This window comes from uncultured Solobacterium sp. (assembly GCF_963517755.1).
Taxonomy (GTDB): Bacteria; Bacillota_I; Bacilli_A; order Erysipelotrichales; family Erysipelotrichaceae; genus Bulleidia.
Genome location: NZ_CAUQGG010000005.1, coordinates 65,057 through 77,916 on the forward strand (window position 1 = coordinate 65,057; position 12,860 = coordinate 77,916).

Genomic DNA, 12,860 nt, shown 5'->3' on the forward strand with positions numbered 1-12,860 from the left:
TCTTTTTGTATTGCTAATTCCATTATGGTCCTCTACACTCCTAAAAGCAATACCATTCCACACAACAAATTTCATACATAGTCATTAAAGTATTGTAGTATATAGTTATGAAATATATTCAATTAGTTGCTAGTGACATCGATGGAACCCTTCTTTTAAATGGTGCAAAGGCATTAGATTCCGAGATTTTCAAACTGATTCGTGAACTACATAAAAAAGGCATACTATTCATGGCAGCTTCTGGTAGAGAGTATACAAATCTGCGTAATTTATTTGCACCTGTTGCAGATGATATCGCTTATCTTTGCTTAAATGGTTGCTTAACCTTCTATCATAATGAATGCATATCAAAAGAGATCATGGATACCACCATCGCCAGAAAACTCATCACAACAATACAAAATGATTCAAATGCGGAAGTCCTAGTTTCTGGCGAGAAAACATGCTATATCACTCCAAAGAATCAAAGTTATTATGAACATTTAACAACTACAGTTAAAAATCATGTGACTGTTGTTGATGATTTACTCAACATTCCTGAGCCATACACAAAAATATCCGCTTATTTTAAAGATGGTGTATATGAGCATTATCAGGATTATGTAGATATGTTTAATGAAAAGATTACTGTCCAGGTTGGTGGTAAATGTTGGCTGGATTGCGCTCCAAAAAATGTAAATAAGAGTACAGGTTTTTTAAAATTACTCTCCTATTTAAACATACCAGCAGAAAATACTGTGATGTTTGGAGATAATGATAATGATAAACAAATATTACAGACATGTGGCTATCCTATCTCAATGGAAACAGCTGTACCATCTATTTATAAGTTATTCCCAACCCATGTAAATAGTGTAAATGAAGGTATACATTCTATTTTAGATAGTGATTAAAAAGACTTTTAAGTTGAATTTTTTGGTGATTATAATAATCACCTTTTCATTTTAAAAAGAGCGTTTTTTATACGCTCTTTACTCAAATACTTGTTCTAATTTATCTCTTAGGAAACTTCCTGCATGTTTGCAGATGTCCTTCCAATTCTCTTCACCTGTATACCAGAATTCACCAGTAAACATTCGTACACCCATTTCTTTTAGGCATCTGATGTCTTGTACAAACTCTGTATGTCCAGTTCCAAATGGTATCTCTCGATATTTGCCTGGTACTGTTTCTTTTAGGTGAGCTGCTACGATATGGCCCTTACCTTTTTGGATATCGTCGATGACTGAAACTCCGTAGATTTTCTCAGCGTTGGTTAGGTTTCCAATATCTGGATAGATTTGTAAGTATGGACTATCAACGATATTTACATACTCCATCGCTTTTTCAACTGTATCCATAAATGGTGTTTCCATTGTTTCAAAGCCCATGACGATACCGTACTTAGCTGCCATCTTGGTAGCGATGTGAAGATTCTTGATAAACTGTTTCTTAGTTTCTGCACTACCTTCCTTGTAATAAACATCATATCCAGCCAATTGGATAATTCGGATTCCTAAATCTTGTGCAAGGTAGATAGCCTTCTCCATGATTTCTAGACTTCTTTCTTCAATCTCTGGATCTAGATCACCGAGTGGGTATTTACGATGTCCACTTAGACACATCGTATGAATAGGTATACCTGTCTTTATGATTGCTTGTTTGATTGTATCTCTCTCTTCTTGATTCCAATCCAAGCGAGCTAGTTTATCATCCGTTTCATCGATAGAAATCTCTAACCAATCAAAGCCAGATTCTTTACAGATAGTGAGTTTCTCTTCCCAAGATAATTCTTTAGGCATGGATTTTTCATACATTCCCAAACGATAAACTTTATTGTCCATAGTATGCATTCTTTCCATGTTTACGTAGATAGTGTTTATCTAAGAGTTCCTGCTGCATATTTCCCTTTTGTGGATTTAACATGTGTGCATGGAAGTTCATAAAGCAGATTTCTTCTAATACAACTGCGTTATGTACTGCATTGAATGGATCTGTTCCCCAAGTAAAAGGTCCATGGCTATGTACGAGTACTGCAGGAACATCATCCGGTTCTTTATCCTTGAATGTTTCGACGATGACATTTCCTGTTTCCAGTTCATACTGTCCGGCGATTTCTTCTTCGCTCATCTTTCTTGTACATGGTATCTCACCATAAAAGTAGTCACCATGTGTCGTTCCCATCGGTTGAACACCTACCCCAGCCTGGGCAAAGCTAACTGCCCACTTACTATGCGTATGTACGATACCACCGATGTGAGGGAAATTACGATATAACACTAGATGTGTATCCGTATCGGAAGATGGCTTATATTTACCTTCTACCTTTTCACCTGTTTTTACGTCTACGACGACCATATCTTCTGGTTTTAATTGATCATATTCAACACCAGATGGCTTGATAACCATTAAACCCTTTTCACGGTCGATACCAGAAACGTTACCCCAGGTGAAGACTACAAGTCCATTTCTAGGCAACATCATATTTGCCTCATATACTTTTTGTTTTAATTCTTCTAACATAGTTATTCCTCAATCGTGTACAGTGCAATCTCATCTGTTTCGCGATTTGATACAAAGATCTTCTGTACATCTCCATCTTTAAACGCTAGTGCATTTGTAGGACCTGCATTACAATCTAAGTTTTCACTGACATATGTATTCGTTTCTTTGTCGTAAGAAAGTAGGTTGAGCTCTAGTTCATTCCTACGATAACCATAGATACCATATACCTTGCCATTCATCTCTAATGGATAGATTGCATGCAAGAATGGCATCTTTCTTTCATCTTCCCACACCTTCTGATATGAGCCATCTACTAGTTTATAAACAGCTAATGTATCACCATGGAATGGTGCGAAAGTCATTAGTTCCTTTTGTCCATCCTGATCAAAGTCTAGATACAACATATCGGAAGCAGGATCAGTCGTAAGTTGTTCGTATGTCCATTCACCATTTTCATCTGCTGGTGGAACGACCTTGAAGATGCCATTCTTTGTGCCAACGATGGCAATCTGATAATCCTCTTCTTCTGTCTTAAAGAAGCCATGATTTTGTGTCAGACCACTGATTAACGGTGTAAGTTCTAACTGATGATCTTCATCATAGATGGAGATATCTTCCGGTAACTTAGCTACCCACACTCTTCCAGGACATGTCCAGTCATCTTTGAATGCATGTGCACTCTTTAGCGTACAAGCCACAAGATACTTCTGGTGATTTCTTTCAATCACACCAAAGCGATGTACGAATGGAAGCTTGCATAATGTATGAATCTGCCACTCGCCATTTTTTCTGAGGTAATATACGATCTTAGATTCTGCTCCATTATTTGGAGAGTAGAACTTCCAAGTCGCAAGTAATGTAGGATATGTCTGGTTTGGATACTGTTCTAATGACATCACACCACCAGGTCCATCCCACAACTTTTCTACAAAGTTTCCCTCATAATCATATAAGTAACATGGGTCTTCTTTTTCAGCAGCACATGCAAGATAGTTCTTCCCATCGAATTCTACCTGTGCTAATGCATAACACTTATTTAAAGTACCCAATACTTTCTTATTTACTTTCATTCAGTAAACCTTTCTAAAAAGCTACTGCTCAGCAGTAGCTTTCGTTGTTATTCTGCAAAGCCTGCTTCTTTTAAAAGTGCTTGTGCTTCTTTATCTGATAGTACGTTCTTCATGCCACAGATTTTAACGCCTTTTTTCTCTGCATCTGTAAACATGTTCTTAAAGTTTAGTGGGCAAAATACAACATCATATTGAGTTGCCGCACTCTTACCTTCTGATAAAGAACAGTGATGAATTGTAGATACCTCTACACCTAAATCTTTACATGCCTTTTCCACTCTCATCTTCATCATCAAAGATGTTCCGGCTCCATTTGCACATGCGACTAAAACTTTAATCATTTGTTGTTCACTCCTTCTTTACTTTTTCTTTATAAGCTTCGTAATCCTCTACACATAAGAAATATGTATCTGGATGGCTACGATATTGTAACTGTGGAATCAAGATTAGCACTACTAAGATAATTGCTAAACCAATGAATCCTGCATACTTCATGATAACAGTGAAGATTGGCCATACAACTGCCCAGTCCCACATACCTAAATAACCACCATGAGCCGCAAGTCCTACTGCACCAGCGATTAAAGCACTACCGAATACTTGGCATAATCCTGAGATAAATGGGAATAACATAGCAGCCTTAATGCCGCCCTTATTATTTGCGTATACAGCAATTGTTGCGTTATCAAAGAATACTGGAACGAACCCTGCAATAACAATTGTTGGAGACTTCAATAATAGTAATGCGATGATAGCGATAAACTGACCTAATGCACCGAATAAGAAACCGATAGTTACTGCATTAGGGCTACCAAATCCATATGTAGCTGCACAGTCGATACCAGGAACAGCACCAGGTAAGAATGTATTGGAAATACCCTGGAATGAGTTTGTTAATTCTGTTACGAATGTACGTACACCAAGTTGTAAGATAGCTAGATATACAGCAAACTTAAGTGATGTATCTACTACATACATGAAGAAGCTTGCGCCTTCTTTAAGAACCTTTGTTTCAATGAAGTAATCCTTACCTAATACAGCCATGATAGCACCAAAGAAGATCATCATTAAGATAGCTGTAGAAACCATGTTTTCATTGAAGATTGACATGAAACCAGGTAATTGGATATCTTCAATTCTCTTAGAATTCTTCTTATTGCCAAATAACTTCTTGGATAAGTATGAGAAGAATGCAATACCAAACATCTGTTGGTGAGCCACACAGAATCCACCACCATCTGTTAAGTCCTGAGAAATTTCAACTGTGAGGTTAGAACCAACTGCCCAGTATAAACCAAGAATAAGTGACATGATAATTAACATTGGTGTATCACCCAACTGTGGGAAGCAGAATAGAATTAACCAGAATGCTGTTGCGGCCTGTTGCATTTGAACGTGGCCTGTTGTGAATACTGCACGTAATTTTGTAATCTTGTTAAACTTAACAAGAACTAAGTTAAAGATAAATGCAATTAACAATAGGAACATTACTTGTGAGAAGCTACGTCCAATTCCCTCCATTGCTGACTGCACTGCATTTTGTCCGAAGTATGGATCGATAACCATTGCATCTAAGTTAAAGCGATCTTTTAATCCAACAAGAATTGGTCTAAAGTTACTAACTAGTCCACCAGAACCTACGCTTAAGATTAAGAAACCAACAGTTGCCTTGATAAAGCCGGCTAGTGAATCATACCAAGTCTTTTTCTGAAGAATGTAACCAATTAAAACGATTAAACCAATAAAGTATGCTGGTTTGGTCAAGATATTACTTGCGAACCATACCCAAATTCCGTATAAAATGCTCATATTTCCCCCTAATTATATTATTTATATTTTTCGATGACATTTCTTAAATCATCATCATTGTGAACTTCTAGTAAGTCATTTACGACCTCTTCGTTCATTAATAGTTCAGATAGCTGCATCATATTATTTAAATGTTGATCATGATTCACAGCAGCGAGTGTAAAGAATAGCCTTGCGTCTTTTTCTCTATCATTATCATCGAATGCAACTGGCTTCTCTACTTTCATAAAACCAATACCAGTTTTGTATACACCCTCTGCACCAAGCGTAGAATGCGGCATTGCTACATTAGGACAAATCACGATGTATGGTCCATATTCTGTAACACATTTAATGATTGCTTCTACATAACGATTATCGATGAATCCTTGTTCAATCAACGTTTCTCCACACCCTTTGATGGCATCTTGCCAGGTTGGAAAATCTTGATGGTAGCTAGTCAGATGATTATCTAGTATTTCTTGTAATAACATTTATTTTCTCCAATTATAGAATACTTGGGAATGGAACATTACGCTCCTTTGTAAAGCAGTCTTCAAATCCACGACGATAGTGGAATTTCAATAAGTCTTTATCTAATGGCCATGTATACTTACCACCCACATCCCAAATGAATGGATGGAACTTATACTTCAGTGTATCCTTCTTGAAGTTATATACTAACATAATTTCTTCTGGATCTGCCTTCATATTTGTCCATACATCATGGTGTAAAGGAATAATTACCTTTGCGTTAGTTGCTTCGCCCATTCTGCACATATCAACAGATGTCATCTTATCTTGGCATCCTACAGGGTTTTCACCATACGCACCGAAGGCAATATCAATATTGTACTTCTTACCGATGTCCGCATAACAGATACTATAGTGCGAATCACCAGTATGATATACAGTTCCTGCAGGCATCTCGATTAAGTAGTTGACTGCTTTTTGATCCATGTTTGTAGGACAGATACCTGCAATATCTTCACCAACTTCAGTAGTGACTAAACATGTTCTGTCATAGGATTCTAATACATGAATCTTTGTATCCTTGATTGTAATGATATCCCCTGGCTTAACAACTTTACAACGCTCTTCCGGAACACCCCAGCCAACCCACTTTTTCACACACTCTAATGGTCCAATAAATGGCACATCATTGCTACAGTTCTTTAATACAGCTGCCGCAAAGAATGGGTCGATATGATCATTATGATAATGAGTTGCTAATACTGCATCACACTTTGTTACACCAAATGGATCATAAACAATTGGTGCTGCACGCAGATTAGGTTGTAGATTTTCAACGCCCATCATATTTCTCATTTGATGGTATGGGGCCATGGATGATACTTTTTGTGTTCTCTTTCCATTACCAAACCATAAGTCGATTGCGATGTTTGTGTCATTTTCTGTTTTAAACCATACACCTACACATCCCAACCACCACATTGAAAATGTACCAGGTTCAACAACTGTGTTGTCAATCTCTTCATTTAGCCATGTTCCCCATTCTGGGAATGCACCTAAAATCCAAGACTCCCTTGTAATTTCATTTACTTTTGGCATGATAACCTCCTTTGTGATGGTTTTATCATACCAACACATTTTTTGATTATCAAAGAATTATATGTTCATTTAATCATTTTTACGATTTATTTGTTAGATTTAATCATTTTTATATATTTGTATAGTACATTTTGACATGATTTTGATAAATTCAAAAAGTTTTTATGATTGTTCATTCATTAAATGATATAATCATTTCAAAGATGGAGAACAAAATATGAAAGTAGACTATCAGATTGTTCAAAAACGTCGTGATGACATTATGATGATTATCCAAAAATTAGGAGATGTTACTGTCAAGCAGTTAATGAATGATTTCAATGTTTCTGAGATTACTATTCGTCGTGACCTACAATATTGGGAAGATCGTGGGGCGATTATCCGTTATCACGGTGGTGCAAAAATCGTTCAACATATGGTTGACCATGATAATAGTGACTTCACAAACGAGCGTTATAAACATGCCATCGCCAAAATGGCAGCAAGTTATATCGAAGATGGCGATACCGTATTCATTAATACAAGTTCTACAGCTCTGCTCATCCCACAGTATATTTTAAATAAGCGTTGTACCATAATTACTAATAACGCAAAAATGGTCTTAGTCAAACATAGTCCTTTAATTAGTATCGTATTGACTGGTGGAGAACTACGTTATCCAAAGGAAGCTATGGTTGGTGATTTTGCGTTAAATAACTTATCTAAAATTCGTGCAAATAAATGCTTTTTAGGATGTAGTGGTATTAGTAATACTAGTGGTGTTACTACTGCAATCTTCTCAGAAACAGCAATTAACGAAACTATGGTCAGAAATACTTTAGGTAATATATTTATTATCTGCGATTATACTAAGGTTGGACAAACACACAATTACATTTCAGCTAATGTGAGTAAAATTCATTTTCTTATCACGGATATTAATGCACCTGAAGATGAACTTTTAAAGATTCAAGATTCTAACCCAAGCATCATTATACATACCGTTGAACCACTTAGTTCAACAGCAATTAATCATCAATAACTTACAATAGAACTATTAAGTAAAAAGCAGATTTTCATAAACCTGCTTTTTACGTTTTATCTTAGATATTTTATGCAATTACAGCCTCAATATTCATCATATTGCAGAATTTAATTAGATCTTCTTTCACATCTCCATAAACCCATGCATAATGCTGTCCAAAATATTCTTGCTTTGCATGGAAGTCCCTTGCATTAGCAACTGTAAAATCTACAGCTAAGCGACATTCTTCGCGCAAGAAGTCATCACAGCCATTTATTGTTCCTGTTGCAATCATCATTTTATCCATTCTTGGACTCATATTTATCATTGTAATCTTTTCACCGGAATCTTGTGCGAAATCATATCTCATTGTTGCACCCCATTTACCTTGAGTAAAGGAGACATATTCAATTGGTAAATCAGGTTTATCAAACCCTTTCATTCTTCTGCAAGGAACATCATGTAATATTCTCATCTGATTCTTATCAATGTCCTTTAGCATAACCATGCAGTTACCCATATGTGGGGCTGCAAAGAATAAATTCATTAGAATTGATAGAGAAACAACAGAACCAACATCAGCTGCACAAGCTGCTGGTATTCCTTCATCTTTAAGCAAAGAATTTGTTAAGCAGAAGGTAAGATGTCTAGCATTTAACTGACGTGTAGCGCACATTTCAAAACACGGAATAGTAAATGCATTACATTCAGAAGCATTTAACTTATTCTTTACAGCAATATAGAAACGAACATCATTCACAACATTTTCTGCAGGCATATGCATTCCATGGGCCTCTGCAACCAATGCATCTGCAATTTCCTGTGCTCGTTTATTATCTTCTTCAGACATTTCATCTAAATCCTTAAAGAATTCAACTCCGCTGCAATTTAATATTTCCATTCCAAATTTATCTGTAATATCTTGCAAGTTTATAAACGAACTTACACATCCATAAGATAATACATTAGTTCTTACCGCAAACATTAACTTTGTTTTTGAAATTGCCTTAATTGCACGCTTCAATCGGAAATACTTATTTAGATCATCATAATTTAGCGCATTACAAATATCATGTATACCTAATGCATGTAGATTTGCTGAAGCATCGATTCCACCTAGTCTAGATTGTATACTATTGGATAATGGGCAAAAAGCAATTGCACGATGTGATCTCTTTGCAATTATAGTCGATACATAAGATACTAATCTTGTACCTGAAATCAAATAAACATCTACTATGTTATTTTTTTCTAATACATCATTAATTTCTTCTTCTTTCACATAAAAATCTTCATGCCATTCTAAAAATTTTGGTGGTAATAAATTAACTAAATTATGATTCACATATTTTTCTAAGTCATCAATAAATAAATCATTTGCCTCCATTGCGCGTTCTCTATCATATTCATAACTCAGTTCTTTTCCACACCCGTATCGACATGGCCCCATAAATTCATGAATATGCATTAAACTAACAAAAACAGGTTGCACATTTAGTTTTAAATTTAAAGCACTTGTATTATCTAAGTGTTCCATATACTTTTCCTCCTCTTAATTTAATACCGACTTTCGTTATTCACAATTTTCATCTGGAAAATTATCTTTCATAAGTTGCACCAGAAACTTATCAATTGTTTCATTATCAAATATATTTTTCACAACAATTTTTTCATAATTTCCTGGAGGCAACGTTGATACCCATTCAGGTGTAGAAATTACTATATCCGTTGTAGGTAAGAATGAAAGAGCTTCTCCAAATGAGCATGATTCTAAATTTGCATCGATATTATGATTGTCACATATTTTTTTTACATTTATTTTTGTAATAGTACTTGTACCCATACCATTACCACACACACATAGAACATTAATCATATTGTCTTCCCCTCCAATTACTAAGCTGCAGGTGTAATACCTAATAATGAGCCAACAAACTTCAAGAGTGCTGTTATTCCTAGCCAAATTGTTGAATAATCAGAACTTCCTTGCCACCACAGTAGATTAACTAAATATATTACAAGAGCTGATCCAAGTATCTGAATCAAACCGTTAATCGTTACAATTAGTGCAGAAGCCTTCCAACCACCATAATGATTTGCATAAATTGAAATTGTCGCATTATCAAAAAACAATGGAATAAATCCAGGAATCAAGAATATTGGTGATTTAAACACTACTAATAGTAATAAACCAATTAACTGTCCAATTGTTCCAAACATCAAACCTAAAACGACAGACTTAGGTGCAAAAGAAAATAATGCAGCACAGTCTACTCCAGCAACAGCACCAGGTAGAATCTTCTCTGAAATACCCTTAAATGACATCATAATTTCACCAACAAACATTCTTACACCGGCAAGTAATACAAATATATTTGCAGTAAGTGTCAGCGATGTCCAGAGCAAGAATATTACATTATTTGAAAGACCAGCTTGTTTTAATCCATCAGCACCTCTTAGCCAGTCAATACCATCTTTACCAATAATAAAGAAAATAATTATTAAGGAAATGAACATCATTATGAATGTAGCAATAATATTATCCTGTAGCGCACTCAGTGATGCTGGCAATTTCTTTTTCTCAATATTATCTTTTTTAGGATCACCAATAAATGGGGCTAATTTGTATGCTAAGAAATTAGAGAACATCTGCTGATGAGCAATTGTAAAATCAGCACCTGTAATTTCTTGGGTAGGTTTAATTAGTAACGTTGAGAAAATACCCCAGTATAATGCTGTAATTACAGAAGCTATTGCAATTGTAGCAATCGCACCAGTATTTAAAAATTTCCAAACTAAGAATGTTGTAATTCCAGCTTGTACAATCATTGCATTTCCTGTCAAATAAAGAGCACGAATACGGGTATATTTTCTAAGTGCTACCATGACTACATTTATCAAGAATGCAAATAAGAGTACATAGATACCCCAAGAAGCTCCAGTACCATCACCCAGCATTTTATCCATAACTTCATAGGCTGCTGTCATTGTTGGATAAGTGTTTAGTCCAGCTCCTTTGAGTCCTGTAATTGTTGTTACAGCTGTAATAACCTTATTAAAATTACCAATCAATGCTCCCGATCCCATTCCCATTACAAGAACACCAATCGAAGCTTTAATTGCACCTATTATTGCTTTTTGGATTTTTTGCCCCATTGCCAAATAGCCAATCAAAACAACGATAGGAATTAATAAAAACGGCTGTCCAAGAATCTGTCGCAAAAATAAATTGAGAATTTTATCCATATTATATCCTCCTTTTCAAATTATATGGTTCTCTCTTTAATGGGCTAATTATACTCAGTAATTCTTGAAATCAATTTTCATGTATGCATATCTTTAAAGTATTTTTTCACTCAAAAATTTTGCTACACCATCAGAATCATTCGTATCTGTCATGTAGTTAGAATGCATAATTAATGAGTCTGATGCATTAGACATTGCAACTTTATACTTCGCACGTTTGAATAGAGAAATATCATTATCAAAATCTCCAAATGCAATTGTATTTTCGCAATTTATAAAAAGGTATTTCTGCAAATATCTTAATGCATTCTCTTTTGAAACTACTCTGTGGCAAATAGACCAATATCTTTCGCCAGTTTGCTCGAAACTTACGCAATCATTTTTTAGATTAGTAGAAATATCGTTTATATCATTTTTTTGTTCTAAATATATAACTATCTTCAGTAGCTTAGCAGGATAATCAATATCATCAAAACTATTAATTTTTTTTGTAACTAGCAGATTATCTAGTTTCTGCTCTTCTTCAATTCTTCTTACTTTTATTATCTTTTTTTTGATCTCTTCATTTAACAAGAAACAATACATCGCAGATGAAGAATATGCTACGAATCTATGCTTATTATTTATTAAATATTTAATTACATTTTCTGCATCCTCTAGATTAATATTTTTCTCATAAATTGGCATATTTTTCATACAGTCATATACATATGCACCATTATCAGATATCAGATATAAATCTCTATCCCCAATCGCCTTTATAATCTGTTTAGACATATGTATATTTCTACTTGTAGCAATACATATAGCAACATTATTTTCTCTTAATCTATTTATAACTTCTATTGAATATGTAGTAACCATTTTGTTATTTGTCAATAATGTTCCATCTAAATCCGACACAAACAATTCAATATCACTAATTCTTTGATTATCGCTAATTATTTTTTCGACTTGTTCATTCAATTCCCTCAATAAATTTGAATAAATTTTTTTGCCTTTAATAACTGATGAGAGAGTTGTATCACCAAATGATCCATTCGGATTAAATCTATCCCATTTCATTGGTTTTAAATCCGCAATATTATTATCCACCTCAGAATTGTTCAGCTTATTATTTCGGATGTCATCAGGAGATAAATACATCATTAAAGAAACCTCTATTTCACCTGCATGCCATATATTATGTTTAAATGTTATTTCTTCAATATTCTCACATATTCTTTTCATATTATTGGAGTTAAGATAATACATATTATTATATTGTTCGTACAATGATCTTGCGCATTGCTTTATTACTTCTTGATTTCCATTATGAAAAGAATAAAATATTATTTTTTTTGCCCCTGCTTTTTCTAATGAGAGAGCGATATCACAAATATAATTTTGCATATTGGTTGGAGCTATAGAAATTGTTCCAGGAAAATTTGAAGAGCTCCAAGTCTGTCCAAAAGGAACTAGAGGTAAATGCGCTAAATTAAACCTTTCGCACAAATCATTTATAATATGCATGCATATTATATTATCTGTATTTAGCGGAAGTACATAACCATGTTGTTCCACACTTCCAAGTGGCACAATTATTGCATCACATAAAAGAATTTTTTTCTTAGCTTCAATATATGTCATTTGAGACAAATCATACATAATAATTACCTCCTCAAAATAATTTATTACTATGAATAGACTCACATTTA

General features: G+C 34.5%; 13 protein-coding genes. 2 read left to right on the top strand and 11 right to left on the bottom strand.

The features are described from left to right. Window positions 1-107: 107 nt before the first annotated feature. Window positions 108-893, top strand: a complete 786-nt coding sequence (locus RWM19_RS04290; protein WP_313984114.1) for an HAD-IIB family hydrolase — start codon at window positions 108-110, stop codon at window positions 891-893. A gap of 78 nt (window positions 894-971) precedes the next feature. Here RWM19_RS04290 and RWM19_RS04295 read toward each other — a convergent pair whose 3' ends face one another. From RWM19_RS04295 to ulaG, 7 genes are read right to left on the bottom strand one after another with little or no spacing between them, the layout of a single operon-like run. Further along, entirely contained in the window at window positions 972-1,823 is an 852-nt protein-coding gene (locus RWM19_RS04295) for an L-ribulose-5-phosphate 3-epimerase (RefSeq protein ID WP_313984117.1), read from the bottom strand. Continuing rightward, window positions 1,813-2,502 carry an L-ribulose-5-phosphate 4-epimerase gene (gene araD, locus RWM19_RS04300; protein WP_294025095.1) on the bottom strand — a complete coding sequence of 230 codons (690 nt, stop codon included), beginning with the start codon at window positions 2,500-2,502 and terminating at the stop codon, window positions 1,813-1,815. Before araD ends, RWM19_RS04295 begins: the two co-directional genes overlap by 11 nt. Window positions 2,503-2,504: 2 nt before the next feature. Continuing rightward, entirely contained in the window at window positions 2,505-3,554 is a 1,050-nt protein-coding gene (locus tag RWM19_RS04305) for a hypothetical protein (protein ID WP_313984123.1), read from the bottom strand. A 47-nt stretch (window positions 3,555-3,601) separates the two neighbouring features. Continuing rightward, window positions 3,602-3,895, bottom strand: coding sequence for a PTS sugar transporter subunit IIB (locus tag RWM19_RS04310; RefSeq protein ID WP_006525163.1), 294 nt, complete (start codon window positions 3,893-3,895; stop codon window positions 3,602-3,604). A gap of 7 nt (window positions 3,896-3,902) precedes the next feature. Beyond that, the gene (locus RWM19_RS04315) at window positions 3,903-5,363 is read right to left on the bottom strand and encodes a PTS ascorbate transporter subunit IIC (protein WP_294023132.1); all 1,461 of its coding nucleotides are present in this window, start codon (window positions 5,361-5,363) and stop codon (window positions 3,903-3,905) included. A gap of 17 nt (window positions 5,364-5,380) precedes the next feature. Next, the gene (locus RWM19_RS04320; protein ID WP_294025092.1) at window positions 5,381-5,836 is read right to left on the bottom strand and encodes a PTS sugar transporter subunit IIA; all 456 of its coding nucleotides are present in this window, start codon (window positions 5,834-5,836) and stop codon (window positions 5,381-5,383) included. Window positions 5,837-5,849: 13 nt separating this feature from the next. Continuing rightward, window positions 5,850-6,914 (bottom strand): L-ascorbate 6-phosphate lactonase, encoded by a 1,065-nt coding sequence (ulaG, locus tag RWM19_RS04325; RefSeq protein ID WP_313984128.1) that lies wholly within the window; start codon window positions 6,912-6,914, stop codon window positions 5,850-5,852. 217 nt (window positions 6,915-7,131) lie between these two features. On the opposite strand from ulaG, the gene RWM19_RS04330 reads away from it, so the two are divergent. Then, window positions 7,132-7,935, top strand: a complete 804-nt coding sequence (locus tag RWM19_RS04330) for a DeoR/GlpR family DNA-binding transcription regulator (protein ID WP_294023134.1) — start codon at window positions 7,132-7,134, stop codon at window positions 7,933-7,935. A gap of 70 nt (window positions 7,936-8,005) precedes the next feature. Here RWM19_RS04330 and RWM19_RS04335 read toward each other — a convergent pair whose 3' ends face one another. The 4 genes from RWM19_RS04335 to RWM19_RS04350 all read right to left on the bottom strand — a co-directional run bounded on the left by RWM19_RS04335 (window position 8,006) and on the right by RWM19_RS04350 (window position 12,810). Next, entirely contained in the window at window positions 8,006-9,454 is a 1,449-nt protein-coding gene (locus tag RWM19_RS04335) for a hypothetical protein (protein ID WP_294023135.1), read from the bottom strand. 36 nt (window positions 9,455-9,490) lie between these two features. After that, window positions 9,491-9,793 carry a PTS sugar transporter subunit IIB gene (locus RWM19_RS04340; RefSeq protein WP_294023136.1) on the bottom strand — a complete coding sequence of 101 codons (303 nt, stop codon included), beginning with the start codon at window positions 9,791-9,793 and terminating at the stop codon, window positions 9,491-9,493. Between the two features lie 20 nt (window positions 9,794-9,813). Then, window positions 9,814-11,163: a PTS transporter subunit IIC gene (locus RWM19_RS04345; protein ID WP_294023137.1), complete on the bottom strand. Its 1,350-nt coding sequence runs from the start codon at window positions 11,161-11,163 to the stop codon at window positions 9,814-9,816. Window positions 11,164-11,256: 93 nt separating this feature from the next. Continuing rightward, a complete protein-coding gene (locus RWM19_RS04350; RefSeq protein ID WP_313984134.1) occupies window positions 11,257-12,810 on the bottom strand; it encodes a Cof-type HAD-IIB family hydrolase in 1,554 nt (517 codons plus the stop codon). Window positions 12,811-12,860: the final 50 nt, after the last annotated feature.

Excerpts from the sequence above, each read along its gene's own strand:
- RWM19_RS04290 (WP_313984114.1), top strand. The coding sequence starts at position 108 with ATGAAATATATTCAATTAGTTGCTAGTGACATCGATGGAACCCTTCTT.
- RWM19_RS04295 (WP_313984117.1), bottom strand. The coding sequence starts at position 1,823 with ATGGACAATAAAGTTTATCGTTTGGGAATGTATGAAAAATCCATGCCT.
- araD (WP_294025095.1), bottom strand. The coding sequence starts at position 2,502 with ATGTTAGAAGAATTAAAACAAAAAGTATATGAGGCAAATATGATGTTG.
- RWM19_RS04305 (WP_313984123.1), bottom strand. The coding sequence starts at position 3,554 with ATGAAAGTAAATAAGAAAGTATTGGGTACTTTAAATAAGTGTTATGCA.
- RWM19_RS04310 (WP_006525163.1), bottom strand. The coding sequence starts at position 3,895 with ATGATTAAAGTTTTAGTCGCATGTGCAAATGGAGCCGGAACATCTTTG.
- RWM19_RS04315 (WP_294023132.1), bottom strand. The coding sequence starts at position 5,363 with ATGAGCATTTTATACGGAATTTGGGTATGGTTCGCAAGTAATATCTTG.
- RWM19_RS04320 (WP_294025092.1), bottom strand. The coding sequence starts at position 5,836 with ATGTTATTACAAGAAATACTAGATAATCATCTGACTAGCTACCATCAA.
- ulaG (WP_313984128.1), bottom strand. The coding sequence starts at position 6,914 with ATGCCAAAAGTAAATGAAATTACAAGGGAGTCTTGGATTTTAGGTGCA.
- RWM19_RS04330 (WP_294023134.1), top strand. The coding sequence starts at position 7,132 with ATGAAAGTAGACTATCAGATTGTTCAAAAACGTCGTGATGACATTATG.
- RWM19_RS04335 (WP_294023135.1), bottom strand. The coding sequence starts at position 9,454 with ATGGAACACTTAGATAATACAAGTGCTTTAAATTTAAAACTAAATGTG.
- RWM19_RS04340 (WP_294023136.1), bottom strand. The coding sequence starts at position 9,793 with ATGATTAATGTTCTATGTGTGTGTGGTAATGGTATGGGTACAAGTACT.
- RWM19_RS04345 (WP_294023137.1), bottom strand. The coding sequence starts at position 11,163 with ATGGATAAAATTCTCAATTTATTTTTGCGACAGATTCTTGGACAGCCG.
- RWM19_RS04350 (WP_313984134.1), bottom strand. The coding sequence starts at position 12,810 with ATGTATGATTTGTCTCAAATGACATATATTGAAGCTAAGAAAAAAATT.